This window comes from uncultured Tateyamaria sp. (assembly GCF_947503465.1).
In the GTDB taxonomy this organism is placed as follows: Bacteria; Pseudomonadota; Alphaproteobacteria; order Rhodobacterales; family Rhodobacteraceae; genus Tateyamaria.
In genome coordinates this window covers 337321-360886 of sequence record NZ_CANNDN010000002.1, presented here as the reverse complement: position 1 = coordinate 360886, position 23566 = coordinate 337321, and the positions used below count along the sequence as shown (strand labels likewise).

The 23566-nt window shown below is 64.4% G+C and carries 24 protein-coding genes; 10 read left to right on the top strand and 14 right to left on the bottom strand.

Going from position 1 to position 23566, the window contains the following annotated elements:
- Positions 1-97: 97 nt before the first annotated feature.
- Positions 98-769: an HAD-IA family hydrolase gene (locus Q0844_RS14380; RefSeq protein WP_299046093.1), complete on the top strand. Its 672-nt coding sequence runs from the start codon at positions 98-100 to the stop codon at positions 767-769.
- Here the strand turns inward: Q0844_RS14380 and Q0844_RS14375 are convergent.
- Together Q0844_RS14375 and Q0844_RS14370 are read right to left on the bottom strand one after the other, a co-directional pair.
- Positions 766-2010 carry a cyclopropane-fatty-acyl-phospholipid synthase family protein gene (locus tag Q0844_RS14375; RefSeq protein WP_299046090.1) on the bottom strand — a complete coding sequence of 415 codons (1245 nt, stop codon included), beginning with the start codon at positions 2008-2010 and terminating at the stop codon, positions 766-768. The genes Q0844_RS14380 and Q0844_RS14375 overlap by 4 nt on opposite strands.
- A 51-nt stretch (positions 2011-2061) precedes the next feature.
- Positions 2062-2838: an alpha/beta fold hydrolase gene (locus Q0844_RS14370; RefSeq protein ID WP_299046087.1), complete on the bottom strand. Its 777-nt coding sequence runs from the start codon at positions 2836-2838 to the stop codon at positions 2062-2064.
- A 76-nt stretch (positions 2839-2914) separates the two neighbouring features.
- On the opposite strand from Q0844_RS14370, the gene Q0844_RS14365 reads away from it, so the two are divergent.
- Both Q0844_RS14365 and Q0844_RS14360 read left to right on the top strand, forming a co-directional pair.
- The gene (locus Q0844_RS14365) at positions 2915-3289 is read left to right on the top strand and encodes a hypothetical protein (RefSeq protein WP_299046085.1); all 375 of its coding nucleotides are present in this window, start codon (positions 2915-2917) and stop codon (positions 3287-3289) included.
- Positions 3290-3331: 42 nt separating this feature from the next.
- Positions 3332-4315 carry an NAD(P)H-binding protein gene (locus tag Q0844_RS14360; RefSeq protein WP_299046082.1) on the top strand — a complete coding sequence of 328 codons (984 nt, stop codon included), beginning with the start codon at positions 3332-3334 and terminating at the stop codon, positions 4313-4315.
- On the opposite strand, the gene Q0844_RS14355 is transcribed toward Q0844_RS14360, so the two are convergent.
- Both Q0844_RS14355 and glyA read right to left on the bottom strand, forming a co-directional pair.
- On the bottom strand, positions 4312-5181 hold the full coding sequence (locus Q0844_RS14355) for a DUF817 domain-containing protein (protein WP_299046080.1): 870 nt from the start codon (positions 5179-5181) through the stop codon (positions 4312-4314). The two genes, Q0844_RS14360 and Q0844_RS14355, sit on opposite strands and share 4 nt — an antisense overlap.
- A 7-nt stretch (positions 5182-5188) precedes the next feature.
- A complete protein-coding gene (glyA, locus tag Q0844_RS14350) occupies positions 5189-6484 on the bottom strand; it encodes a serine hydroxymethyltransferase (RefSeq protein ID WP_299046077.1) in 1296 nt (431 codons plus the stop codon).
- Positions 6485-6668: 184 nt separating this feature from the next.
- Here glyA and Q0844_RS14345 point away from each other — a divergent pair, with 184 nt between their 5' ends.
- Positions 6669-7430, top strand: coding sequence for an NAD kinase (locus Q0844_RS14345; RefSeq protein ID WP_299046075.1), 762 nt, complete (start codon positions 6669-6671; stop codon positions 7428-7430).
- A gap of 36 nt (positions 7431-7466) precedes the next feature.
- Here Q0844_RS14345 and Q0844_RS14340 read toward each other — a convergent pair whose 3' ends face one another.
- The 3 genes from Q0844_RS14340 to Q0844_RS14330 are packed head-to-tail and all read right to left on the bottom strand — an operon-like array spanning position 7467 to position 9068.
- Positions 7467-8027 carry an SCO family protein gene (locus Q0844_RS14340; RefSeq protein WP_299046073.1) on the bottom strand — a complete coding sequence of 187 codons (561 nt, stop codon included), beginning with the start codon at positions 8025-8027 and terminating at the stop codon, positions 7467-7469.
- A gap of 4 nt (positions 8028-8031) precedes the next feature.
- Complete coding sequence (locus Q0844_RS14335; RefSeq protein WP_299046071.1) at positions 8032-8598, bottom strand: hypothetical protein; 567 nt, start codon at positions 8596-8598, stop codon at positions 8032-8034.
- 2 nt (positions 8599-8600) lie between these two features.
- The gene (locus tag Q0844_RS14330) at positions 8601-9068 is read right to left on the bottom strand and encodes a hypothetical protein (RefSeq protein ID WP_299046069.1); all 468 of its coding nucleotides are present in this window, start codon (positions 9066-9068) and stop codon (positions 8601-8603) included.
- 165 nt (positions 9069-9233) lie between these two features.
- Between Q0844_RS14330 and Q0844_RS14325 the strand changes: the two genes are divergently transcribed.
- Positions 9234-10250, top strand: coding sequence for a hypothetical protein (locus tag Q0844_RS14325; protein WP_299046068.1), 1017 nt, complete (start codon positions 9234-9236; stop codon positions 10248-10250).
- On the opposite strand, the gene Q0844_RS14320 is transcribed toward Q0844_RS14325, so the two are convergent.
- The 5 genes from Q0844_RS14320 to Q0844_RS14300 all read right to left on the bottom strand — a co-directional run bounded on the left by Q0844_RS14320 (position 10247) and on the right by Q0844_RS14300 (position 15391).
- On the bottom strand, positions 10247-11686 hold the full coding sequence (locus Q0844_RS14320) for an SPOR domain-containing protein (RefSeq protein ID WP_299046067.1): 1440 nt from the start codon (positions 11684-11686) through the stop codon (positions 10247-10249). The two genes, Q0844_RS14325 and Q0844_RS14320, sit on opposite strands and share 4 nt — an antisense overlap.
- 65 nt (positions 11687-11751) lie before the next feature.
- Positions 11752-12384, bottom strand: a complete 633-nt coding sequence (upp, locus tag Q0844_RS14315; RefSeq protein WP_299046065.1) for a uracil phosphoribosyltransferase — start codon at positions 12382-12384, stop codon at positions 11752-11754.
- Between the two features lie 135 nt (positions 12385-12519).
- Positions 12520-13689: a phosphopentomutase gene (locus tag Q0844_RS14310; protein WP_299046062.1), complete on the bottom strand. Its 1170-nt coding sequence runs from the start codon at positions 13687-13689 to the stop codon at positions 12520-12522.
- Positions 13689-14996, bottom strand: coding sequence for a thymidine phosphorylase (locus Q0844_RS14305; protein ID WP_299046060.1), 1308 nt, complete (start codon positions 14994-14996; stop codon positions 13689-13691). The genes Q0844_RS14310 and Q0844_RS14305 overlap by 1 nt, the downstream gene beginning before the upstream one ends.
- A complete protein-coding gene (locus Q0844_RS14300; RefSeq protein WP_299046058.1) occupies positions 14993-15391 on the bottom strand; it encodes a cytidine deaminase in 399 nt (132 codons plus the stop codon). Before Q0844_RS14300 ends, Q0844_RS14305 begins: the two co-directional genes overlap by 4 nt.
- A 74-nt stretch (positions 15392-15465) precedes the next feature.
- On the opposite strand from Q0844_RS14300, the gene Q0844_RS14295 reads away from it, so the two are divergent.
- Positions 15466-15669 (top strand): hypothetical protein, encoded by a 204-nt coding sequence (locus Q0844_RS14295; RefSeq protein WP_299046056.1) that lies wholly within the window; start codon positions 15466-15468, stop codon positions 15667-15669.
- On the opposite strand, the gene Q0844_RS14290 is transcribed toward Q0844_RS14295, so the two are convergent.
- On the bottom strand, positions 15666-16751 hold the full coding sequence (locus tag Q0844_RS14290; protein WP_299046053.1) for a cupin domain-containing protein: 1086 nt from the start codon (positions 16749-16751) through the stop codon (positions 15666-15668). The two genes, Q0844_RS14295 and Q0844_RS14290, sit on opposite strands and share 4 nt — an antisense overlap.
- A gap of 191 nt (positions 16752-16942) precedes the next feature.
- Between Q0844_RS14290 and Q0844_RS14285 the strand changes: the two genes are divergently transcribed.
- From Q0844_RS14285 to Q0844_RS14270, 4 genes are all read left to right on the top strand, one after another.
- A complete protein-coding gene (locus Q0844_RS14285; RefSeq protein ID WP_299046050.1) occupies positions 16943-19216 on the top strand; it encodes an NADP-dependent malic enzyme in 2274 nt (757 codons plus the stop codon).
- Positions 19217-19362: 146 nt separating this feature from the next.
- Positions 19363-19626, top strand: a complete 264-nt coding sequence (locus Q0844_RS14280) for a hypothetical protein (protein WP_299046048.1) — start codon at positions 19363-19365, stop codon at positions 19624-19626.
- A 27-nt stretch (positions 19627-19653) separates the two neighbouring features.
- Complete coding sequence (locus tag Q0844_RS14275) at positions 19654-19908, top strand: hypothetical protein (protein ID WP_299046046.1); 255 nt, start codon at positions 19654-19656, stop codon at positions 19906-19908.
- A gap of 89 nt (positions 19909-19997) precedes the next feature.
- Positions 19998-21887, top strand: a complete 1890-nt coding sequence (locus Q0844_RS14270) for an AMP-binding protein (protein WP_299046043.1) — start codon at positions 19998-20000, stop codon at positions 21885-21887.
- Here Q0844_RS14270 and Q0844_RS14265 read toward each other — a convergent pair.
- Positions 21884-23446, bottom strand: a complete 1563-nt coding sequence (locus Q0844_RS14265; protein ID WP_299046041.1) for a DUF427 domain-containing protein — start codon at positions 23444-23446, stop codon at positions 21884-21886. The two genes, Q0844_RS14270 and Q0844_RS14265, sit on opposite strands and share 4 nt — an antisense overlap.
- Positions 23447-23566 lie beyond the last annotated feature (120 nt).

Genomic DNA, 23566 nt, shown 5'->3' with positions numbered 1-23566 from the left:
CATGCGCTCGACGAAAACCGGCTTCGGGTGCGGAACTTCTGCAGCAGTCACGCAGTTACTTGCCTGTCCCTGCGCTGCCATCACAAGGAACCCATACATGACCTATTCCGCATTGCTCTTTGGATCGATCGGGGTCCTGACGGAAACGTCTGACCTGCAACGTCGCGCCTTCAACACCGCCTTCGAGATCAACGAACTGGTCTGGCATTGGGACACCGACACCTATCGGTCCTTGCTGGAAGTGCCGGGCGGCAAGGCCCGGATCGCCCATTACGCCAGCACACAAGAGGCAGACGTCGATGTCGACGCGGTGTACCAGTCCAAACTCGAAGCGTTCGAAGCTGCGCTGGAGGACGGCGTCAAGCTGCGCCCGGGCATCGCCGACCTGATTGCCGAAGCGCAGGTGCTGCAGATGCGCCTTGGCTTCGTCACCGCGACCGATCCGCGACAGGTCGCGGCCATTCTGCGTGGATTGCAATCTCAGGTGGATGCATCGGTCTTCGATTTCATCGGTGATCGCACCATCGCCGCGCGGTCGAAACCGGCCCCGGACATCTACAACGAGGCGTTGCGCCAATTGCACATCACCGCGGATGCGGCGCTGGCGATCGAGGATACGCCGGAAAGCGCGCAGGCCCCGGTGGCCGCCGGTATCCGCACACTGGGCTACCCCGGTGCCCTGTCCGAAGGCAGGTCTTTCGGGGAAGGTGTCGAGGTTGTCGACGAATTGCATGTGTCACTTTTGCGGGACGCCGCCGCCGCAGCCTAGGCGCTTTCGGACATCCGTGGCGCGGGTACTCTGGCCTTTGTCCCCGTGTCATAGAGATAGTCGCGCGACAACGGCACGGCATCGCGTTTATGCGCGAGTTGCAGGTGATACACCCCCTGCATCTGGTGTTCGAACGCCATGATGCACACCGTCAGATAGTAGCGGAACATGCGTATGAACCGGTCGTCATAGTCCTGCCTGATCTCGTCCAGATGCGCTTCGAACCGGTCGCGCCAGTGGCGGATGGTCTTGGCATAGTGCAGCCGCCACACTTCGATATCCGTTTGCCACAGGCCGGACCGTTCCATCGCCGGAGCCAGCTCGGACAGGGATGGAACATAGCCACCGGGAAAGATGTATTTGTTGATCCAGGATGAATGCGCCATTGGCGGCGCGGATCGCCCGATGGTGTGGATCAGCGCAACGCCATCGGGGTCCAGCAATTCGGCCACACGCTGGAAGTAGGTGTTGAAATTGGGCACCCCCACATGTTCCAGCATGCCCACAGACACGATCCGGTCAAACGTGCCTTCGGTGTGGCGATAGTCCTGCAATCGGAATTCGATCCGATCGGCCAGGCCCGCCGCCTCGGCCCGGCGCCGGGCCGTGGCAAGCTGGTTCTCGCTCAGCGTGATGCCGGTGACACGGCAACCGTGATCGCGGGCCAGGGTCAGGGCCATTCCGCCCCAACCACAGCCGATGTCCAGCACCCGCATGCCCGGCTCAAGACACAGCTTGCCAGCGATATGCGCCTTCTTGGCGGCTTGCGCCTCTTCCAGCGTCATCGCGTCATGGCGAAAGTAAGCGCAGGAATATTGCATGTCGGTGTCCAGAAACCGGCGATACAGGTCATCCGAAATATCATAATGGTGCGCCACGTTCCTTCGGGACGCGCTTGGCGCATTGTGCTGGATGAAGCGGCGCATAAGGAACCGCGCCCGGTTCGCCATCAGCATCCAGGTGGGGATCGTGCCTTTGAACCGGTTGCGCACGATGATGGTCAATGCATCGTCCAGTGTGCAATTGCGCGGGGTGATCCTGCCATCCATGTACCCTTCGCCCAGGCCCAGATCAGGGTTCAGGATCAGTGCGCGCAAGGTCGCGCTGTCCGAAATCTCAAGATGCGCGGTGGCGCCCGTGTCGGGGCCATAATCGCGCGTCACCCCATCAGGATAGGTCAGGCTGAGACGGTCATCGACCATCATGCCCGTCAGAAAACGGTCAAGCAGCTTATCCCACATGATCGCACCCCTAGATTCACTCCAACCATAAAATAGCGGCGTGGACAGGGGTTACGTCAAGGGCTGGGGGGGCGGTGCGTCCAGATAGGCGCGCACGGTGCCTTCAAAAGCGCGCGGGTCATCAGCATGCAGCCAATGCCCGGCGCCGGTGATCTTCACGAACCGGGCGGCGGGAAACAAGGTGCGGATGGCCGGGCGGTGATCGTGGGTGACATATGCGCTCTGTGCGCCGGACAGAAACAGTGTTGGGCCCTCGAACTGGCCTTCGACCTGCGGAAAGCCAAGAATCGCAGGCATATTCTGCGCCAGCGCGTCCAGGTTCAGTCGCCAGCGCCGGTCCGCCACGTCCAGCGACTGGGTCAGAAAACTGCACAGGGCCGGTTCAACCCCCAGGTCGGCCAATTGGGCGTTGGCGTCCGACCGGCGCGTCACCGTGCTCAGGTCGACGGCGCGCATTGCTTCGATGTACTGAATTTGGCTGTGGTCATAGCCGACCGGCGCAATGTCGCCGATTACCAGCCTCCGGACAGCGTCGGGCCGGGTCACGGCCAGCATCATCGACGCCTTGCCGCCCATGGAATGGCCAACAACATCCATCGGGCCACCCAGCGCGTCGATCACCTCGGCCAGGTCCGATGCCAGATCGGTATAGGCGTGATCGTCTGACCAAAAGCTGTGCCCATGATTGCGCATGTCCACGGTGATCACGCGCCGGGTATCGGACAGCCGTTTGGCAATGATCCCCCAGTTCCGCCCTGACCCGTAAAGGCCATGGGCAATCAGCAGCGGGGTGCCTGTTGCGTCCCCATGTTCGGAATAGCTGAGCATGCGCCAAGGCTTAGCCGGATTGCGCCGGCGCATCCAGAGGGATTGAGCATGCACCGCCCGCGCGGTAAACAGCGGCATGGAAACCGCACACAGCATTCAGGCCCGCGCCGACCGCGTGCAACGCGCGTTGGGCGCTGCGTTTGGTGTCAAGGCCAAGTCGCTTGAGACGGCGTTGCGCCGAACGGGGCGCCGCATGCCCAAACGGCTGCACGCAGAGGCGCGCAAGATCGTGAGGGCGCAATCCTTCGGCGGACATCCAAAGCTGATGCGCCAGATCGACGGTGCAGCCCTTGGCACGGCCGAAGATCGCGTGATTGTCTTTCTGCAAAACATCGACCGCGCGGACCGGCGCAAGGGCCTGTGGTTGGGTATCGGTGCTGCCATCGCCTTCAACATCCTGCTGGTGCTGGGCGGTGTCGTTCTCTGGATGTGGTCGACGGGCCGGGTGTGACCGGCACTGGCAATGCAGGGGCCAATGTGACACCCATATGCCGTGACTGATCCATTGCGCGCCCCGTCTCCGAAACATGTCCTGGTCTTTGGGGCCACGGGCACAATTGGCCGCGCGACCACGGCGGCCCTTCTGGACAGGGGCCATGCGGTGACATGTGTCATGCGGCCGGGTGCCGACGCAGTTTCGGCAGCCGGTGCGGCCTGCATTCAAACCGAAGTCTTGGACCCGACCGCGGTGGCGCGTGACGTGTTCGGGCGCGGCACCTTTGACGCGGTGATCTCCTGTCTCGCCTCGCGTACCGGTCCGCCACGGGACGCCTGGGCCATCGATCATCGGGCGACGGTCGATATCGTGCAGGCGGCGCGGGCCGCGGGGGTGCCGCATGTCGTGCTGTTGTCGGCGATCTGTGTCCAGCGCCCGCGCCTTGCCTTCCAGCACGCCAAGCTGGCCGCCGAACAGGCGCTGATTGCGTCCGGGCTGACCTATTCCATCGTGCGGCCCACCGCCTATTTCAAGTCGCTGTCAGGTCAGATCGCGCGGGTCCGGAGCGGCAAGCCGTATCTGCTGTTCGGGGATGGCGCATTGACGGCCTGCACGCCGATCAGTGATCGGGACCTAGGGCATTATCTGGCCCTTTGCGTCGACACGCCCGACCTGCAAAACCGCGTGCTGCCCATCGGCGGGCCAGGCCCCGCGCTGACGCCGCGCGCGATGGGGGACCACCTGTTTGCCCTGTTGGGCCAGACGCCCAGGTTCAAACATGTTCCGGTGGGTATGATGCGCGCGATTGCAGGCGGTCTTGCGGCGGCAGGCAAGGTGGTCCCCCCCCTCGCGGCCAAGGCCGAGCTTGCGCGTATCGGCCTCTACTATGCCACGGAATCGATGTTGGTACTGAACCCGGACACGCAGCAGTATGACCGCACCGCAACCCCTGCGACCGGTGCCGACACGCTGTTCGACTATTACGCTGCCGTCCTCAAGGGCGAGGCGACCGTAGAACGGGGCGATCACAGCGTCTTCTAGGTGGCCTGCACCGTCTGCTTCTGCGACACCGGCGCCCAGGCGCTGCGCATCAACGCATCGCGACTGACCAACGTGACGGTGCCAAAGGCAAGGTAGAGCAACATGTACCAACTGCCCATCTTCGAGAAATTGACCGGATCGCCCGGCAATTGCCCGGCATACAGCCACGTGCTGGTCGCCGTCCCGATGTTTTCGGCCACCCACATGAACAGCGCGACCAGGGCACCGGCGACGGGCATCGGCATCCAGTAGAACCGGGCCATCCGAAACCAGACCCGGGTCCGCCAAAACAGCAAGACACTGCCCACGATCAACACAACCCGGATGTCGGGCAAAAAGTGATGCGCAAAGAAATTGGCATAGATCAGACCGGACAGGGCCCACAGCGCCCAGACAGGTGGAAACGGGGCAAAGCGCATGTCAAAGACACGCATGACCCGTGCGATATAGCTGCCGACGCTGGCATACATGAACCCCGAAAACAGGGGCACGCCCGCAATCTTGGTCATGGCGTCGCCGGGATAGCTCCACGATCCCATATGCACCTTGAACAGTTCCATCGCGGTGCCTGTCAGGTGGAACAGCAGGATGATCCGCATCTCGGCCCATGTTTCGATCCGCAGGATCAGCAGGATGGCCTGCAACGAAATCGCATAGATCAGCAGCGCATCATAGCGGGCGATGATCCACGTCTCTTGCCAGATGGCATCTGTCACGATCAGACCGGCCAGCAGCAGTGCACCAAACAGGCTCGCCCAGCCCTGCTTGACCGTGAACATGACAAACTCGGCGGCCGACGCGGGCAAGCGGGCCCTCAGGGCATCGCCCAGGCGCCGCTCGATCCGGTCGGTGCGTGTGCCCGTCAAAAGTGGGTCAGAGGTTTGGATACAGCGGGAAGCGGGCGCACAGGTCAGCCACCTCGGCCTTCACCTTCGCTTCGACAGCATCATTGCCATCCTCGCCATGGGCCGCAAGGCCGTCGACAACTTCGATGATCCAGTCGCCGATCTGCCGGAACTCGGCTTCGCCAAAGCCACGCGTTGTGCCCGCCGGTGATCCCAAACGAATACCGGACGTGATTGTCGGCTTTTCGTCGTCAAAGGGCACGCCGTTCTTGTTGCAGGTGATGTGGGCACGGCCCAGCGCTTTCTCGGTTGCGTTGCCCTTCACGCCCTTGGGGCGCAGGTCAACCAGCATGACATGGGTGTCGGTGCCGTGGGTGACCGTGTCCAGACCGCCCTTGTGCAACTGGTCCGCCAGCGCTTGGGCGTTCTTGATCACCTGCTGCTGGTAGGTCTTGAACGATGGCTCCAGCGCCTCGCCAAAGGCCACGGCCTTGGCCGCGATCACGTGCATCAGCGGGCCACCCTGAATGCCGGGAAAAATGGCCGAATTGAACTTCTTGGCCAGCGCCTCGTCATTGGTCAGGATCATGCCGCCGCGCGGGCCGCGCAGGGTCTTGTGGGTTGTCGTCGTCGCCACATGCACATGCGGGAAGGGCGACGGGTACTCTCCGGCGGCGATCAGACCGGCAAAGTGGGCGACATCGGCCAGCAGCCATGCGCCCACCTTGTCCGCAATCTCGCGGATGCGGGCAAAGTCGATGACGCGCGGAATGGCCGATCCACCGGCGATGATCATCTGCGGCTTGTGCTCCAGCGCCAGTTCTTCGATCTGGTCATAGTCGATGTCCAGCGTGTCGCGGCGCACACCGTATTGCACGGCATTGAACCACTTGCCCGACTGGTTTGGCTTGGCCCCGTGTGTCAGGTGGCCACCGGCGTCCAGCGACATGCCCAGAATGGTATCGCCCGGTTGCAGCAGCGCCTGGAACACACCCTGGTTGGCCTGAGAACCGGAATTCGGCTGCACATTGGCAAACCCGCAATCAAACAGCTTGCAGGCACGTTCGATCGCAAGGTTTTCGGCCACGTCCACATATTGGCACCCGCCATAGTACCGACGGCCCGGATAGCCCTCGGCATACTTGTTGGTCATCACGCTGCCCTGCGCTTCCAACACGGCGGCCGACACGATGTTTTCGGATGCAATCAGCTCGATCTCGTCGCGCTGGCGGCCCAGTTCATCGCGGATCGATCCGAACAGTTCGGGATCACGATCGGCCAGGGATTGGGTGAAAAAACCGTCGGTGCGATGGGGCGCATTCATGAGAACTCTCCTGCGTGGACTGAGTCGATTTTGTTGGCCGTTTCCTATCGGAAACCGACCCCTTGAGCAAAGGATGTATCCCGACCAAACGCGCACCACCAGCGACAAAGCGCGCGGAACGCTGGTAAGGGGCGAAAAGATATGGTTCTTTCGGCGAAATACGTTTGCCATAGGAAACCTTTCCATGCCCCTCAAGATTGCCTTTGCGGCCAGCCGCGCCCCCGTGGCGCAGACCGCGCGGGCCGCGCTGATCGGGCGCTATGGCGATGCGGAAACCGAAGATGCGGACGTGATCGTGGCGCTGGGCGGGGATGGGTTCATGCTGCAGACCCTGCATGGTACGCAGCATCTGAACAAACCCGTCTACGGCATGAATCGCGGCACCATCGGCTTTCTGATGAACGAATATGGCGAATCCGATCTGGTCGAGCGGCTGGAAGCGGCGGAAGAGGCCGAATTGAACCCCCTGTCCATGACCGCCCTCCGGTCCGACGGCACCAGCCACAAGGCGCTCGCGATCAACGAGGTGTCGCTGCTGCGGGCGGGGCCGCAGGCGGCCAAGCTGCGGATCACGGTCGATGGCCGGCTCAGGATGGATGAACTGGTCTGTGATGGCGCGCTGGTGTCCACGCCCGCGGGGTCCACGGCGTACAACTATTCGGCCCACGGTCCCGTGTTGCCCATCGGGTCGGATGTGCTGGCGTTGACTGCCGTGGCAGCGTTCCGTCCACGTCGGTGGCGCGGCGCGCTTCTGCCCAAGATGGCAAAGGTGCGGTTCGACGTGCTCGAAGCGGACAAGCGCCCGGTCATGGCCGAGGCGGACTCGCGGTCCATCCGCGATGTCTCGACCGTGGAAATCCAGTCAGAACCCTCGGTCGTGCACCGCATCCTCTTCGACCCCGGCCACGGGCTCGAAGAGCGGCTCATCTCGGAACAGTTCAGCTAGGCAGCGCCGCAAGGCACACCCGTTGGTGCGCCCGCCTCAGCTTGGCTCGGGGATGTAGCCACGCGCAATGTTTGCAACCTGCGTCACATCCAGAACGGGCGGCAGCAGGGTCAGCAGGTCGCCCTCTCCATCCAGCAGATGCACGAAACTGCCATGGGAATAGATCCAGCCGTATTCGGGGTCCATGAACAGCGGCTCCACCTCGACCTTGAAGGCGTCATAGGCGGCTTGCAGCGCGTCCTGTTCCCCTGTCAGACCAATGAAATCCGGGTGAATCTCCGCCAGCGGTGCGCCCATCGTGTCGACCTGGTCCTGATCGGGGGCGACCGTGATCATCACGGGAGTCACGGCAATGCCATCGCGCGCCAATTCATCCACGACCTGTGCCATCAGGGGCATCGCCGCGGAACAGATGTTCAGGCAATTGGCATAGCCAAAGAACACCAGCTGGTACTTCCCATCCGGGTCGGCCTGCGTGCGCACCGCGCCGAATTGGTCCACCAACTCGTAGGGCCCGCCGATATCCACGGGAAAAGGGCTTTGGCCGGTGGCGGGCAGTGCCGCCAACAGCGCAAGCGCGGTCAAAGCTGATCGCATCACCTCAGAAGTTCTCCGCAATCCATTCCTTGTCGAACTCGGTGCCCAGACCCAAATAGCCTTCCTGCTCGATGATGGCGGCAATGCTTGGATCACGGCGGAACCAAGGCCCCTTGCCCTTGGCTTCGGGATGCTCTGCGGCCCAGTTCTTGGTCCACTTGTTGGCCTTGATCTTGTCGCCACCACCGGGTGGGACGATGGTCTGCACCAGATAGACGTTGTTGGCGCCCAGTTCCGGGTCATCTATCATCAGCCCGTCCACCGTGATGGTCTGGTTGCAGAAGGGCTGCAATTCGACGGCCGCGCCCGTAAAGGCAGGTTGGCTGTTCTTCATCGGCAGGATCAGAGCGTCGTCAGCCGTGCGGATCAGTCCAAGCTGACGCTTGCCTGCACCGCAATCGGCGGGACAGTCGCCCGTGAACTCACAAATCAGATCGACCACGGTCGCCTCAAAGGTCGACGGTACCTCGGCATAAAGGTTCCAGCTGCGCGCTTCGGACCCTTCCGAGAAATCCTGGGCGGCCAATGGCGCGGCCATCAGGGCCAGGGCGGCTGTAAACTGTCTCAACATGATCATTCGCCTCCCGGACGTGCTGATTTCGGGATCGAGAAGGGCGGCACATTGCCAAAATCATCGTGGTTCTTGTTCGTGATATCCAGATCGGACACCACTTCGTTCACCACGATGTAATTCAGCCCGTCGCGCTCATACAGCATGCCATCGGCCTCGACCGTATGGGCGGCCAGCTTCAGGATGCCGTCACCGCCTGCGGCCTGATCGTCATCTCCCACTTTCAACACCATGTAGACGGTGCCATCCTCGGCCAGCAAACCCACCGGAATGCCCCCGGCACTGCACCACAGCGCGCAGGTGTGGTGAGCCGATCCCACGACGGCGTCCGGGCTGCCCATCACGCCGGAAAAGTAACACCAGGTGTCAATGATTTCGCCGGTAACCTGGATACGTGATCCTTCCGCGGCCTGTCCGGCCATGGGCAAGGTCATCGCGGCCAGCGCCCCCAAAATGAGTGATCGCATCATGCAGCCTTTCATCAAATTCTGTAAACTCAGGCTGACATGCCGCGCGGGCAGCGGTCAATTCACGCTTTCTGCGATGGCAGATTTGTGATCGCTTGGCGCGGGGTGGCCGGTCTGCTATTGTCAGTTCAACCAAAGAGGCACGAACACGCCCGCCGCAGTACAGGTATGACAGCACTCAGCAAATACGATCGGCTCGAAGCGACGGGCCTGTGGCGCGCATCCATGGACGCGCAACGGCGCGAGGTCATCGTGTCGATCGGTGACGCCACGCTGGTCATATCGGACCTGAACGACCGCGCCATCACCCATTGGTCACTGGCCGCGGTTGAAAAGGGTGCAATCCCCGAAAAGGGGGGCGCGTCATACTATCCCGACGGCGACCCCGATGAGGTGCTCGAGCTTGGCCCGGACGAGGCGGAGATGATCGACGCCATCGACACGCTGCGCCGCGCCGTTGCACGGGCCCGGCCCAAACCCGGTCGGCTGCGCTGGCTTGGGGCGGCGGTGTCGGTGTCGGCCGTGGCGGCGCTTGCCGTGTTCTGGTTGCCCGGTGCGCTGGTCGATCACGCCATGCGCGTCGTGCCACCGGTCAAAGAGGCCGAGATCGGCGCGGCGCTCCTCGCCCGGATCGAACGGGTCTCGGGCCAGCCCTGCAGCAGTATCGAGGCACGCCCGGGTCTTGTGGCGCTTGCCGGGCGCACGGGTGCCGCACGTGTCGTCATCCTGCCCGCCGGTGTGCGCGAGGCACTGTCGCTGCCCGGGGGCACGGTCCTGCTGAACCGCGCGCTGGTCGAAGACTACGAAGAACCGGATGTGGCGGCGGGCTACATTCTGGCGGAACAGGTGCGCAGCAGCGACACACCGCCGCTGCGCATGCTGCTGGAACATGCGGGCCCCCGCGCCACGGGCACGCTGCTGACCACGGGCGCATTGCCCGATCACGTGCTCGAAACCTTCGCCGAAGACCAGCTGTCCAGACCCGCCGTCGAGATGCCGCATGACAGGCTTCTGCCCGGCTTTGCCGCGGCCAAGGTGCGCAGCACCCCCTACGCCCGCGCCCGCGACATCTCGGGCGAAGCGACGCTGCCCCTGATCGAAGCGGACCCGATGTCAGGCCAGCAGCCCGCCCCGATCATGCGCGATCGCGACTGGCTGCAACTGCAATCGATCTGCGAAGGCTAGCGGACGAACGCGTCGGAAAATCCAGCCGCCCGGCTGCGTTTCAGACCCTGTGACAGGTCCGCGGAAGACGCGAAAGGCCCCGCCAGAACCACCTGGTAGGATTTGCCGCCACGGGTCACCTTGCCGATCCTTGCAGGCAGCCCGGCACGCACAATCCGTTGCGCGGCGGCCTGCGCATTCGATGGCACGCCAAAGGTCCCCACCTGCACATAGCGGCGCGTCGCGGACGCCTTGGCTGTCGCGTTCGGCGCGGCTCGGACCGGTTTGGCAACCACGGGGGCGGGGGCGGATTTCGTTGACACAACGGGCGTGCGGGCCTTGGCGCGGGTCTTGCGCTGCACGCGTTTCATGATCTGGCCGTCGCGACGCACAATTGTGACGGTGCCCAGATTGCGCTCTTGGGTATCGATATCGGTGTAGGGAAAGACCAGCGGCACCGTGGCGGTGACATCCCGCCCGGTCCGGCGGTCAATCAGGCGGCGCGGGACCGTGTCGGTCCAGGCCAGGCGGGTCTGGGCAATGCCGTTCAGCGTCTGCTCGGCCCTCCGGGGGTTCAACCGGTCATCCTCCCAAACAGGCACATAGCCTTCGGGAATGCTTGCGGGCCGCTTCAGGGCGCGCTGTTCAAACACATGGCGCGGCACCAGCCGGGTGGTGGGACCAGCCACGCCGGATGCGGGGGCTGTGGCAGTTGCCATGCGCACGGGTGCGCGGGGGGCGGTCGCGACCGGCGGTGTCGCCGCGGTGCCTGCAGGCGCGCGCACCACCTGCTGCGGGCCACAGCGCACAGGGCCGTATTGGCCGGAATTGATATAGCGACTGCTGACCGACGTGCCGCCCGCGCAGGACGGTGCGGCGCGTTCGGCGGTCACGGTGCGACGAGGGGCCGGGGCTGGCGCCGGGACTTGCGTGCGGGCCTGCGCCGCCGGGGCCGGTGTCGGCGTTGCGATGGGCGCTTGCACCCGCGGCGCCGGGGCAGCGGCCGGACGCTGGACCGTCACGCGCGGTGCCGGGGCAGGTGCAGCCGGGGCTGGCGCGGCTTGGGTTGTCCGCACGGTCGGGCGCGGTGCCGGCGCGGGGGCTTGCGTGGCTGCCGTTTCGGCGGCCGGAGGGCTCACCGTGATCTGCTCGACCCCCGGCGCCGACTGGCGCGGGGTCACGCGGGCGGCCGCGGCGGCATTGGCCGACAGGGACGGGGTCTGGCCGCAGATCAGCCGTCGCTGACGGTTCACGCGCGGCACCCAGGTGACATTGCCGTCAATACCGGCCCGGATGAACACACAGCCGTTGCTGTCAACGTACTGCGTGCCCTTGAAGGACGCGGGCGGAAACTCGGCCGGTGTCTGCCCGTTGCGCAAGGTCTGCGCGGACCCGGTTCCAACAGACAACGACGCCGCAAGCACAGCAAAGGCTGCAATTCTGGTAAAACGCATCATATCCCCCACAAGATATGGGGGGTACGATGCCTCAACCCCGACGCTGAGTAAAGCGGCGATGCGGCCTATTTGGTGCCAAACATCCGATCGCCCGCATCGCCCAGGCCCGGAACGATATATCCGATGTCATTCAGGCGGTCATCCACGGCGGCCGTGACAATGGGCACATCCGGATGCGCGGCCTTCATCCGGGCGATTCCCTCCGGCGCGGCCAGCAGACACAGAAAGCGAATATTGGTGGCCCCCGCCTCTTTCAGCTTGTCGATGGCCGCCGCCGATGAATTGCCGGTGGCCAGCATCGGATCGACTGCAATCACCAGCCGGTCCTCCAGCGCTTCCGGCACCTTGAAATAGTATTCGACCGGCTCCAGCGTCTCTTCATCACGGTAAAGCCCGACAAAGCCGACACGGGCCGACGGGATCAACTCCAACACGCCATCCAGCAGACCGTTGCCGGCCCGCAGGATCGAAATCAGGGCCAGCTTCTTGCCGTCCAGCGTGGGGGCATCCATCGCCTGCATGGGCGTCTCGATCCGCTTCGTGGTCATCGGCAGGCCCCGCGTCACCTCATAGGCCAAAAGCTGCGAAATCTCGCGCAACAGCTGCCGGAACACGGCCGTGGGCGTGGCCTTGTCGCGCATGATGGTCAGCTTGTGCTGCACAAGCGGGTGTTCAACAACGGTCAGGTGTTCGGACATGGGACGGCTCCTTTTCATCCCTTCTGCCGTGCCCGCCAGCGGGCCACAATACCCTTCTTCTGGCCAAAAGTACTTCGGGGGCGCCCGCAGGGCGGGGGCAGAGCCCCCTGAAAAATCGCGTGCGCCGTCAGGCGCTCATCGCGGTGGCACGCCCAGATGCACGGCCACCAGGCGGGCCACGTCCTGAAATCCGATCAGGCCAAGGGGCGCGCCGTCGCCCCCCTGGACCAGCACGGGCACCCGCTCGCGGGTGTGATCGGTGCCGACCCAGGTCGGGTCATTGCCGTGATCGGCGGTCAGCACCAGAAGGTCGCCGCCGCGCAGATGCGGGATCAGTTGCCCGATCCGGGCATCGAACCACTCCAGGTGCCGGGCATAACCCGCCACATCCCGACGATGACCATACAGACTGTCGAACTCCACGAAATTGGCAAAGGTCAGGCTGCCGTCCTCTGCCCCGTGCACCAGGTCCGACAGATGTTCCATCAGGTCGGCATCCGTGCCCTTGCGCACCTCGTCAAAGCCCTGCATGGAAAAGATGTCACCCACCTTGCCCACACCGTAAACGCGGTGCCCGGCCTCCTGAACCCAGTTGGCCAGGATCGGGGCCGGGGGGGTGATCGCAAAATCGCGCCGGTTCACGGTGCGCTCGAACGCGCCATCCGTGCCCACAAAGGGGCGGGCAATCACGCGGCCCACCCGCATCTCGTGCAGCATGGGCGCAACCGCGCGGCACAGGTCCAGCAAGCGGTCCAACCCGAAATGCACCTCATGCGCCGCGATCTGGAACACGGAATCAGCAGAGGTGTAGCAAATGGGGTACCCCGTCCGTACATGCGCAGCCCCGTGTTCCGCGATGATGGCGGTGCCAGAGGCATGGCAATTGCCCAAAAGGGCATCGACACCTGCCGCCGCGCACACGGCCTTCACGACCTCCGGCGGAAAGGCCGGGCGGACATCGGGGAAATAGTGCCAGTCCCACGGCACCGGCACGCCCGCCAGTTCCCAGTGGCCCGACGGGGTATCCTTGCCCCGCGACAACTCGGTCGCAACGCCCCACGGACCCGCATCGCAGGCGTCGCCATTGGCGCAGGCCATCGCGTCAAACAGGCCCAGTGCCTGCAGATGCGGCACATGCAGCGGCCCGCTGCGCCCCTCTTCGGCCTGACCCGCGGCACAGGCGGCGGCAATGTGGCCCACCGTATTGGCCCCGCTGTCGGGCACGTCGCCGTTGAAATACGCCCCCGCATCCGGTGCACCGCCAATGCCCACGGAATCCATGACAACAAGAAAGGCGCGGGGCATCAGCCGATCCGCTCGACTATCAGGTCAGGCAGCGCGGGCGCAACGGAGCCAAGCGTGATGGCAGCCCGCACCGCTGCTTCGGCCCGGTCGGCATCGGCAGGGCGGGCGGCATGGATCACACACAGGGGCTGACCCTTGCGCAGCTGCGTGCCCAGCCGCACCACCTCGGACAGGCCGACGGCGGGGTTGATCACATCACCTTCCACCTGACGCCCCCCGCCCAGGCCGACCACGGCCAGGCCCAGAGCCTCTCCATCGATGGACGTGACATGCCCGGCCCCCTGCGCCGTCACCTCGCGAATGACGGTCGCTTCGGGCAGGAACCGCGCCCAGTTCTCGGTGAACTGCAGCGGTCCGCCCATGGCGGCAATCATCGCGCCAAAGCGCTCGGCTGCACGGCCATCGGCCACGGCAGCGACAATGGCATCGGCCCCGTCCTGCACATCCTCGGCCAGGCCGCCATTGGCCAGCAACACACCACCCAAGGCAGCGCAGATTTCCAGCAACGGACCCTGCGCCGCACCGGTCAGCACCCGCATGACCTCGGCCACCTCAAGCGCATTGCCAAGGGACGGCGCCAAGGGCTGCGACATGTCCGTGATCAGGGCCGTGGTCTTGCACCCCGCCGCATTGGCGGTCTTGACCAAGGCATCGGCCAGCGCGCGCGCCTCCTCGGCACTTTTCATGAAGGCCCCGGAGCCGACCTTGACGTCCAGCACCAGGCCCTCCAGCCCCGCCGCCAGCTTCTTCGACAGGATCGACGCGGTGATCAGGTCCATGCTCTCGACCGTGGCGGTCACATCCCGCACCGCATACAGGCGCTTGTCGGCGGGGGCGACATGGGCGGTGGCCCCCACAATGGCGCATCCCGCCCTGGACACCACATCCCGAAACCGCCGCTCGCTCAGTTGCGTGGACACGCCGGGAATGGCATCCAGCTTGTCCAGCGTGCCGCCGGTATGACCCAGCCCCCGGCCCGAAATCATCGGCACATATGCCCCGCACGCGGCAAGGGCCGGGGCCAGAACCAGGCTCACGCAATCCCCGACGCCCCCGGTGGAATGCTTGTCCAGAACCGGCCCCCCAAGATCCCAGTCCAGAACCTGCCCGCTGTCACGCATGGCAATGGTCAGGGCCACCCGGCCCACATCCCCCAACCCGTTCAGGCACACGGCCATGGCAAACGCCCCGGCCTGCGCGTCCGTGACGCTGCCATCGGCCAGTCCCTGCGCAAACCAGGCCAATTCGTCCCGCGACGGCGTTTGCCGGCCGCGCAGCTTCGCAATGATGGTGCGGGCGTCACTCATGCGTCGCCATCCATATGTGCGGCTCCGAACGCGCCGGGCAGCAACTCGGCCAGGGTCATCACCTGCTCGACCCCGCCGGTGGTGGCCATGGTCACGGTCACGTCGCCCGCACCGAATTCGGCCAGCTTCTGACGGCACCCGCCGCACGGGGTGACAGGCATCGGACTGCCCGCCACGACATAGGCCTCAACGATCCTGCCCTGACCGGCGGCAACCATGGCCGCGATGGCACCCGCCTCGGCACAGGTGCCTTCGGGGTAGGCCACATTTTCCACGTTGCAGCCGACAAACACGGTGCCGTCGCCCGCACGCAAAGCGGCACCCACCTTGAAATTCGAATAGGGCGCATGCGCGTTCTCGCGCACTGCCAGCGCCGCCTCTTTCAACTCGTCCATAACCACCCTCGTTGTCGGAACTTTGACCCTAGCCAAGCGTTTTCCGTTTGACCACCGGATAAAAGGAGACCGAAATGACCTCGACCAAGCAATCCTCGATGCGCGTCGTCGCCCCCGAAATCAATCCCCCGCTGAGCGAAGCAAAAGACGAAGAGATCACTGAAAAGACCGCCGCAGAATTGCGCAAGCTGTGCAAGGAAAAGGGCGAAGAGTTTGACACCGCGCTGACCGAGGCGCAGGCCCGGGAGCGTATCGCGCGGCTCAAGGAAATGGACTAGTCTGACAGGGTCGCAGACGCGCCCGGCAGAGAGACCTCCAGCAATTCGATGTCGTCGGATACATCCGAATACCGCGTCCGCATCCCCGGCGGGATGACAAACGCGTCGCCCGCTTCAAGGGCAAAGGGCGCGCGTCCCTCACCGTCCAGGGTCATCGTCCCCTCCATGACGAAAGTGAACAGGATATCGCTGTCGTGCACTGACCAGTCAGGTGTGCCGGACGCCCTGCGCGCAACCTGAACACCCGCGACGCCGCCCGTACCAACGGCAATCCCGGTATCGCGGGCCTCAAAGCCCTCCAGCCGAAACGGCCGCCACATCGCCTCCTCGACCTTGTGGTGCACAAAGCGCTGGCCCTGAAATCTCCGCTCGGGGTTCGCAGGGCCGTTGGGCAGAACCATCTCGTGGTCAATGGTGGTTACATGCTCGGCAGGTACGCCAATTTCGATCACCTCGATATTGTCGCTGGCATACAGGACCCGATGCCGGATTTCGGGCGGCTGGATCACGCAGCATCCGGCCTCCAGGCGAAACGGCGCCCCCTGATCCTCATAGACCAGGTCAACCCAGCCCTTGTAACAAAAGATCAGCTGGAACCCGACCGTATGGTAATGCACCATGTCGGGCACCGGCCCGCCGTCGGGAATACGAATATGGCTGGCAATGATGGATCCGCCCAGCCGGTCGGGGATCAGATCGCGGTAATGCATGCCTGCACGTCCAATGATCCACGGGGCCTGATCAGCAAGCCGCCGGACCACAAAGGAATGCACCGTCGCGGGCATCACCAGGGGCGGGTTCAACGCCTCGATCTCGACCCGCGTCCCGTTCGGCGCCTGCAGCACGCGCGCCCCTTCGGCAAATTCATCCGGATCGTCCGTCAGGATGCGCAACGTCGCGGGCGGCTCCTGTGCTCCCGCCTCGATCCGCACCCGAAGCCCATGACCGGAAAACACCGCAACCGAAGGGTCATCGGCAGGATAGATCATGTCCATCCGCATCCCCAACACCTTGGTGAAAAACGGAATATCGTCCCGCAATTCCTGCGTCGGCAACCGCACCTCTGCCCGAACCTCAGCCATCCCAATCCCCTTCACTTTGCCAAATAAACTCCGGGGGCGTTGCGAATGCAACGGGGGCTGGCCCCCACAAGAAATGGCGTGCGCGCAGCGCTCGACTGGATCACGTTTGACGCATGTGACCAAACGTCAATTGGCGCGCATCCAAAAATAGTTTAACGCTAAACCAAATTCGAACACCCAAGGGGAATTCCATGGCCGACACACCCAATCTGCGCGATGCCGCACTTGCGTATCACGAATTCCCCAAACCCGGTAAACTCGAAATCCGCGCGACAAAACCCATGGCCAACGGCCGCGATCTGGCGCGCGCCTATTCTCCGGGCGTGGCCGAGGCCTGCATTGAAATCAGGAACGACCCCGCCAACGCCGCGCGCTACACCGCCCGCGGCAACCTGGTGGCCGTGGTGTCCAACGGCTCGGCGGTGCTGGGCCTTGGCAATATCGGCGCGCTCGCCTCCAAGCCCGTGATGGAAGGCAAGGCGGTGCTGTTCAAGAAATTCGCCTCCATCGACTGCTTCGATATCGAGGTGAACGAAAGCGATCCCGAAAAGCTGGCCGATATCGTCTGTGCGCTGGAACCCACCTTCGGGGCCATCAACCTCGAAGACATCAAGGCGCCGGACTGCTTTGTCGTGGAAAAGCTGTGCCGCGAACGCATGAACATCCCCGTCTTTCACGACGACCAGCACGGCACGGCCATCGTGGTGGGGGCGGCGGCCAAGAACGCGCTGCATGTGACGGGCAAACGCTTCGAGGACATCAAGATCGTCAGCACCGGCGGCGGCGCGGCAGGCATCGCCTGCCTCAACATGCTGCTCAAGATGGGGGTCAAACGCGAAAACGTCTGGCTCTGCGACATCCACGGCCTCGTCTACGAGGGCCGCACCGAGGACATGAACCCGGCCAAGGCGGCCTATGCCCAGGCCTCGGACAAGCGCACGCTCGATGACGTGATCGACGGGGCGGACATGTTCCTCGGCCTGTCGGGGCCCGGCGTTCTGACCCCGGACCAGGTGGCACGCATGTCACCGCAACCGATCATCTTTGCCCTCGCCAATCCCACCCCGGAAATCCTGCCCGACCTCGCGCGCGAGGTTGCGCCGGACGCCATCATCGCCACCGGCCGCAGCGATTTTCCCAACCAGGTCAACAACGTCCTCTGCTTCCCCTTCATCTTTCGCGGCGCGCTCGACGTCGGTGCCACCACCATCAATGACGAGATGCAGCTGGCCTGCATCGACGGCATCGCCGCGCTCGCCCGTGCCACCACCAGCGCCGAAGCGGCCGCCGCCTACCAGGGTGAACAGCTGACCTTCGGCCCCGATTACCTGATCCCCAAACCCTTTGATCCGCGCCTCGTTGGCATTGTCAGTTCGGCGGTCGCCAAGGCGGCGATGGACACGGGCGTGGCGACACGGCCCATCGACGATCTTGACGCCTACAAGACCTCGCTCGACGGCTCCGTGTTCAAATCCGCGCTGCTCATGCGGCCCGTGTTCGAAGCGGCACGAGCCAAGGCGCGGCGCATCGTCTTTGCCGAAGGCGAAGATGAACGGGTCCTGCGTGCGGCCCAGGCCATGGTCGAGGAAACCACCGAACAGCCCATCCTCATCGGGCGGCCCGAAGTGATCGAGGCACGGATCGCGCGTGCCGGTCTCACGATCAGGATCGGCGACACGGTCGACCTCGTGAACCCCGAAAACGATCCGCGCTACCGCGACTATTGGGGCACCTATCACGACCTGATGTGCCGCCGTGGCGTCACCCCGGACCTGGCCCGTGCCATCATGCGGACCAACACCACCGCTATCGGCGCGGTCATGGTGCACCGGGACGAGGCCGACAGCCTGATCTGCGGCACGTTCGGCGAATTCCGCTGGCATCTCAACTACATCAACTGCGTGCTGGGGCGGGATGATTATCACCCGGTCGGCGCGCTCAGCATGATGATCCTCGAAGACGGGCCGCTGTTCGTTGCCGACACCCAGGTGCACCTGCATCCCGAACCCGACCAGATCGCAGAGATCGCGGTGGGCGCGGCCCGCCACGTGCGGCGCTTCGGGATCGAACCCAAGATCGCCTTCTGTTCCCAAAGCCAGTTCGGCAACCAGGGCGACGGGTCCGGCTGGCGCCTGCGCGAGGCGATCCGCCTGCTGGACGAGGCGGGCCACGACTTCTGTTATGAGGGCGAGATGAACATCGACACCGCCCTTGATCCCGACCTGCGCACGCGCCTGTTTCCCGGCAACCGCCTCGAAGGGGCCGCAAATGTGCTGGTCTTTGCCCATGCGGACGCGGCCTCCGGCGTGCGCAACATTCTGAAGATGAAAGGCGGCGGGCTCGAAGTCGGGCCGATCCTGATGGGCATGGGCAACCGCGCGCATATCGTGTCGCCGTCGATCACGGCACGGGGTCTGTTGAACATGTCGGCCGTGGCGGGCACGCCTGTGGCCCATTACGGATAGGTGCTGACCCCCTCCCGATGGGGACCTGGGCGGTCCTCGCCGGTGCCCGCATAGGGCGCAACCGCACGAATATGCGGCAGCCCGGTGGGACCGTCAGCCATCCACCCCTATATGAACCGCAGCACCTGATCCGGAGACATCCCCGCATGAAAGCCATCGCTGCACTTCCCCTGTTCGCCGCGCTGGCAGCATGTGCCACGCAGATCAGCGAAAGCCGGGGAACCTATTCCGATTTCGGGCGTTCCTATCCCGCTGTCACGCGGGTCTACCAGAATGACGACGGCACTACCTATTCGCGCACGACCATTACGGTCGGGGCTGAACGGGTGACCTGCATCACGGGCGACCGGCGCGATTGCCGCACCGCCCTGATCGACACGATCAACCGGGACCGCGACGGGGAACCGTAGCGGCCCACGACCGACAAAGGACACCCCATGCGCCCGATCCTGTCTGCCCTGATCCTGCTGGCCGCCACCGGTGCCTGCACGCAAATCGTGTCTGAACAGGACACGACGTTCACCTACCGGGGCGATACCTATCGCGCGGTGATCCGCGACTATTCCAGCGGCAGCCAGAGTTTCACCAAGCGGGTTGTCTACGACGGCAACAAACCCATCAGCTGCTCGGCCACCGATGATCTCGATTGCGCGGCGGCCATTTCCTATGAACGGCTCGACAGCAACGACTGACAATCTGCCACAGTTGGCGCTCACATCCCTTGCCCCCGGTGGCGTTCCCCGCGTACCCCTGTGTCCGAAGACACGAGGGAGGACGGGCCATGGGCTACCGCGCGGAATATGACAGCTGGAAGGCGGACCCCGAGGGGTGGTGGATGCAGGCGGCCCAGGCCATCGACTGGACCAAGGCCCCGACACAGGCCCTCACCCGACGGGCCGACCACCTCTATGACTGGTTTGCCGATGCGCAGGTGAATACGTGCTGGAACGCCGTCGACCGCCATGTCGACGCGGGCCGGGGCAACCAGACCGCCATCATCTACGACAGCCCGATCACCGGCGCAAAGTCCAGAACCTCCTATGCCGAATTGCAGACGCAGGTCGCATCACTCGCCGGTGCTCTGGCTGCGCGTGACGTCACCATGGGCGACCGGGTCATCATCTACATGCCCATGGTACCCGAAGCATTGGTGGCGATGCTGGCCTGCGCGCGTCTGGGCGCGATCCATTCGGTGGTGTTTGGTGGGTTCGCCGCCAACGAACTGGCGGTCCGCATCGACGATTGCACGCCCAAGGCGATCATCGCGGCCTCCTGTGGGTTGGAACCCGGCCGCACGGTGGAATACAAACCCCTGCTTGACGGGGCCATCGACCTTGCCGACCACACGCCCGACTTCTGCGTGATCCTGCAACGGGCGCAACATGAATGCGCGCTTGGCCCGCGCGACCTCGACTGGCACGCCGCACAGGACGGCGTCGCCCCGGCGGATTGTGTCCCGGTTCCGGGCGACCATCCGGCCTACATCCTCTACACCTCCGGCACCACCGGCGCGCCCAAGGGCGTGGTGCGCCCCACGGCGGGCCACCTCGTGGCGTTGAACTGGACGATGAAGAACATCTATCAGGTCGATCCGGGAGAAGTCTTCTGGGCCGCATCGGACGTCGGCTGGGTCGTCGGCCACAGCTATATCTGCTACGCGCCCCTGATTGCAGGCAACACGACAATTGTGTTCGAGGGCAAGCCCGTCGGCACCCCGGACGCAGGCACGTTCTGGCGCGTGATCGAAGAACACGATGTCAAATCCTTCTTCACCGCGCCCACCGCCATCCGTGCCGTCAAACGCGAGGACCCCAAGGGCGAATACCGCGCCAAATACGACCTCAGCGGCCTGCGCGCGCTCTACCTTGCCGGCGAACGCGCCGACCCCGACACCGTCGAATGGGCGCAGGACCTGCTGGGCGTGCCGGTCTATGACCACTGGTGGCAGACCGAAACCGGCTACACCATCGCAGGCAACCCCGCAGGGCTCGAAGCGCTGCCGGTCAAGATCGGCTCGCCCACCGTCGCCATGCCGGGCTATGACGTGCAGATCCTTGACGACGCGGGCCACCCCGTGGCGCCGGGCGAACTGGGCGCGATCGCGATCAAGCTGCCGCTGCCCCCCGGCACCTTGCCCACGCTCTGGAACGCCGAGGACCGGTTCATCAAATCCTACCTCCACACCTTCCCCGGCTTTTACGAGACGGGCGATGCAGGCATGATGGACGACGACGGATACCTCTACATCATGGCCCGCACCGATGACGTGATCAACGTGGCAGGCCACCGCCTGTCCACAGGCGCGATGGAAGAAGTGCTGGCAGGCCACCCCGATGTCGCCGAATGCGCGGTGATCGGCGTCACGGACCAGTTGAAGGGGCAAAGCCCCGTGGGCCTCTTGTGCCTCACCACCGGCGTGAACCGTCCGCATGATGAGATTGTGACCGAATGCGTCAAACGCGTCCGGGACCAGATCGGCCCCGTCGCGGCCTTCAAGCAGGCCATCGTGGTGGACCGGCTGCCCAAGACCCGCTCGGGCAAGATCCTGCGCGGAACAGTGGTCAAGATCGCGGACAATCAGGACTTCAAGATGCCCGCCACCATCGACGACCCGGCCATACTCGACGAAATCCGGGACGCGCTGCAAACCATCGGCTACGCAAGGGGCTAGCCGACCGCGCGGGGTCGGCCCTGGACCCCGCCGCCAAACACATGCACGGGCGCGCCCAGCCCACGCAACTCCACCGGGCCCAGATCGGTCAGGCCGTCCTGACCGGTCGCCACCTCATCCGTCACCATGATCGCATGACCGTGGGTCTTGCCCGCATCGCACAGACGTGCGGCCACATTCGCCGCCAACCCGATCACGGTGAAATCCAGCCGCGTGCTTGACCCGATATTGCCATAGGTCACGCGGCCAAAGGCGATGCCGATGGCGCAGGACGTCTGCGCCGTCACCGCGTCCTCGGCCACCTGCGCCACCACGGCGCGCGCCGCCTCCACCGCCGCCGCACAGGCCGCCGACGCATCCTCTCCGGCCGGGAACACCGCCAACACAGCATCCCCGATGAACTTCAACACCTCGCCGCCATGCTCATCCACGATGGTCGAGGTGATCTCCAGAAACGCATTCAGCAGGGCGATATAGTCATCGCGGGGCAACGCCTGCTCCAACCGGGTCGAGCCGCGCAGATCGCAGAACATGATGGCGGCATCGATCTCGTCCCCGTCGCCACGCCGGATCTCGCCGCCCAGAACCCGCGCACCCGACCGCTTGCCCACATAGGTCTCCAGCAGTGCCTGCGCGTTCTCGCGCTGCATGAACACCTCGTAGTAGCGGCTGATGACGGTGGCGCATTCATAGACCAGCCCAAGGTTCTCGGTCGTGAAGCCGTCGGGGTGGTCTGATGTCAGGGTCAGCACATTGGTGCGGCCATCGGAAAAAGGCAGAGGCATCGCCACGTAATCCGTCGCCCCCTCGGCCCGCAGTTCATCCATGATGGGAAAGCGCGACGCCTCGTCCGTGTCGGCCAGACGCTGACGTACGCCGCCCCGGCCCTGCGACACATGCTGAAGCGGGCTGTTCACAAAGCCCGGAAATTGGTGGATGTCATAGGACGGCGTATACGTCGTCACCGCATTCTCGCTTGCCCGCCAGATATAGTTCTTTCCCGCGATCATGGGATGCAGCGACCAGATCAGCACGGCCATGCGGGACACGGCAATCCCGTTTTCGTTCATCTTCCGGGCCAGCGCCTGTGTGAACGCCTCGGGGTCGGGCAGGGTGCCCGCCTCGCGCATCAGCCAATCCACCAGCGGGCCGGTGATGTTGCCATCGCGCTCGGTCTGCAACCGGTTCTTGCCCAGATCGATGCGCGTGGCGGCATTCGGCATGAACCCGACATAGCCCTGAATGCCCTTGCTCTCGGGCAACGCGGACACATAGCTCCAGATACCGTTCGGGATGGTTTCCCCGTGCAGCAGCACATCATTGTAACTGGCAGTGCCCTTGAACGGGCAAAAGGTCTGAAGATCGGTTGTCGGCCCCAGTTCGACCAGAATATCGTCGCGCGGGACATAGATGGCGGCAGGCAGGCGGGTCTCGTACATCACGCGCGCCCGCGTCGTCTCGACCAGCAGCACATCATTGTGCCAGATGCGCACCGGGTGGCGCAGCGGCTCCACATCGATGCGGTAGCCTGCGGGCTTGGGCAGATCATCAAGGCTCATGGCATGTTCCCCTGTGCTGTATCTAACATGGGCGCACCGGGGCGCGCCACCAAGGGGCAACAGGGGCCGGACCTGCATCCGCATACACCGGCGCAGTCGGCAAAAGCCCGCCAAAATGCC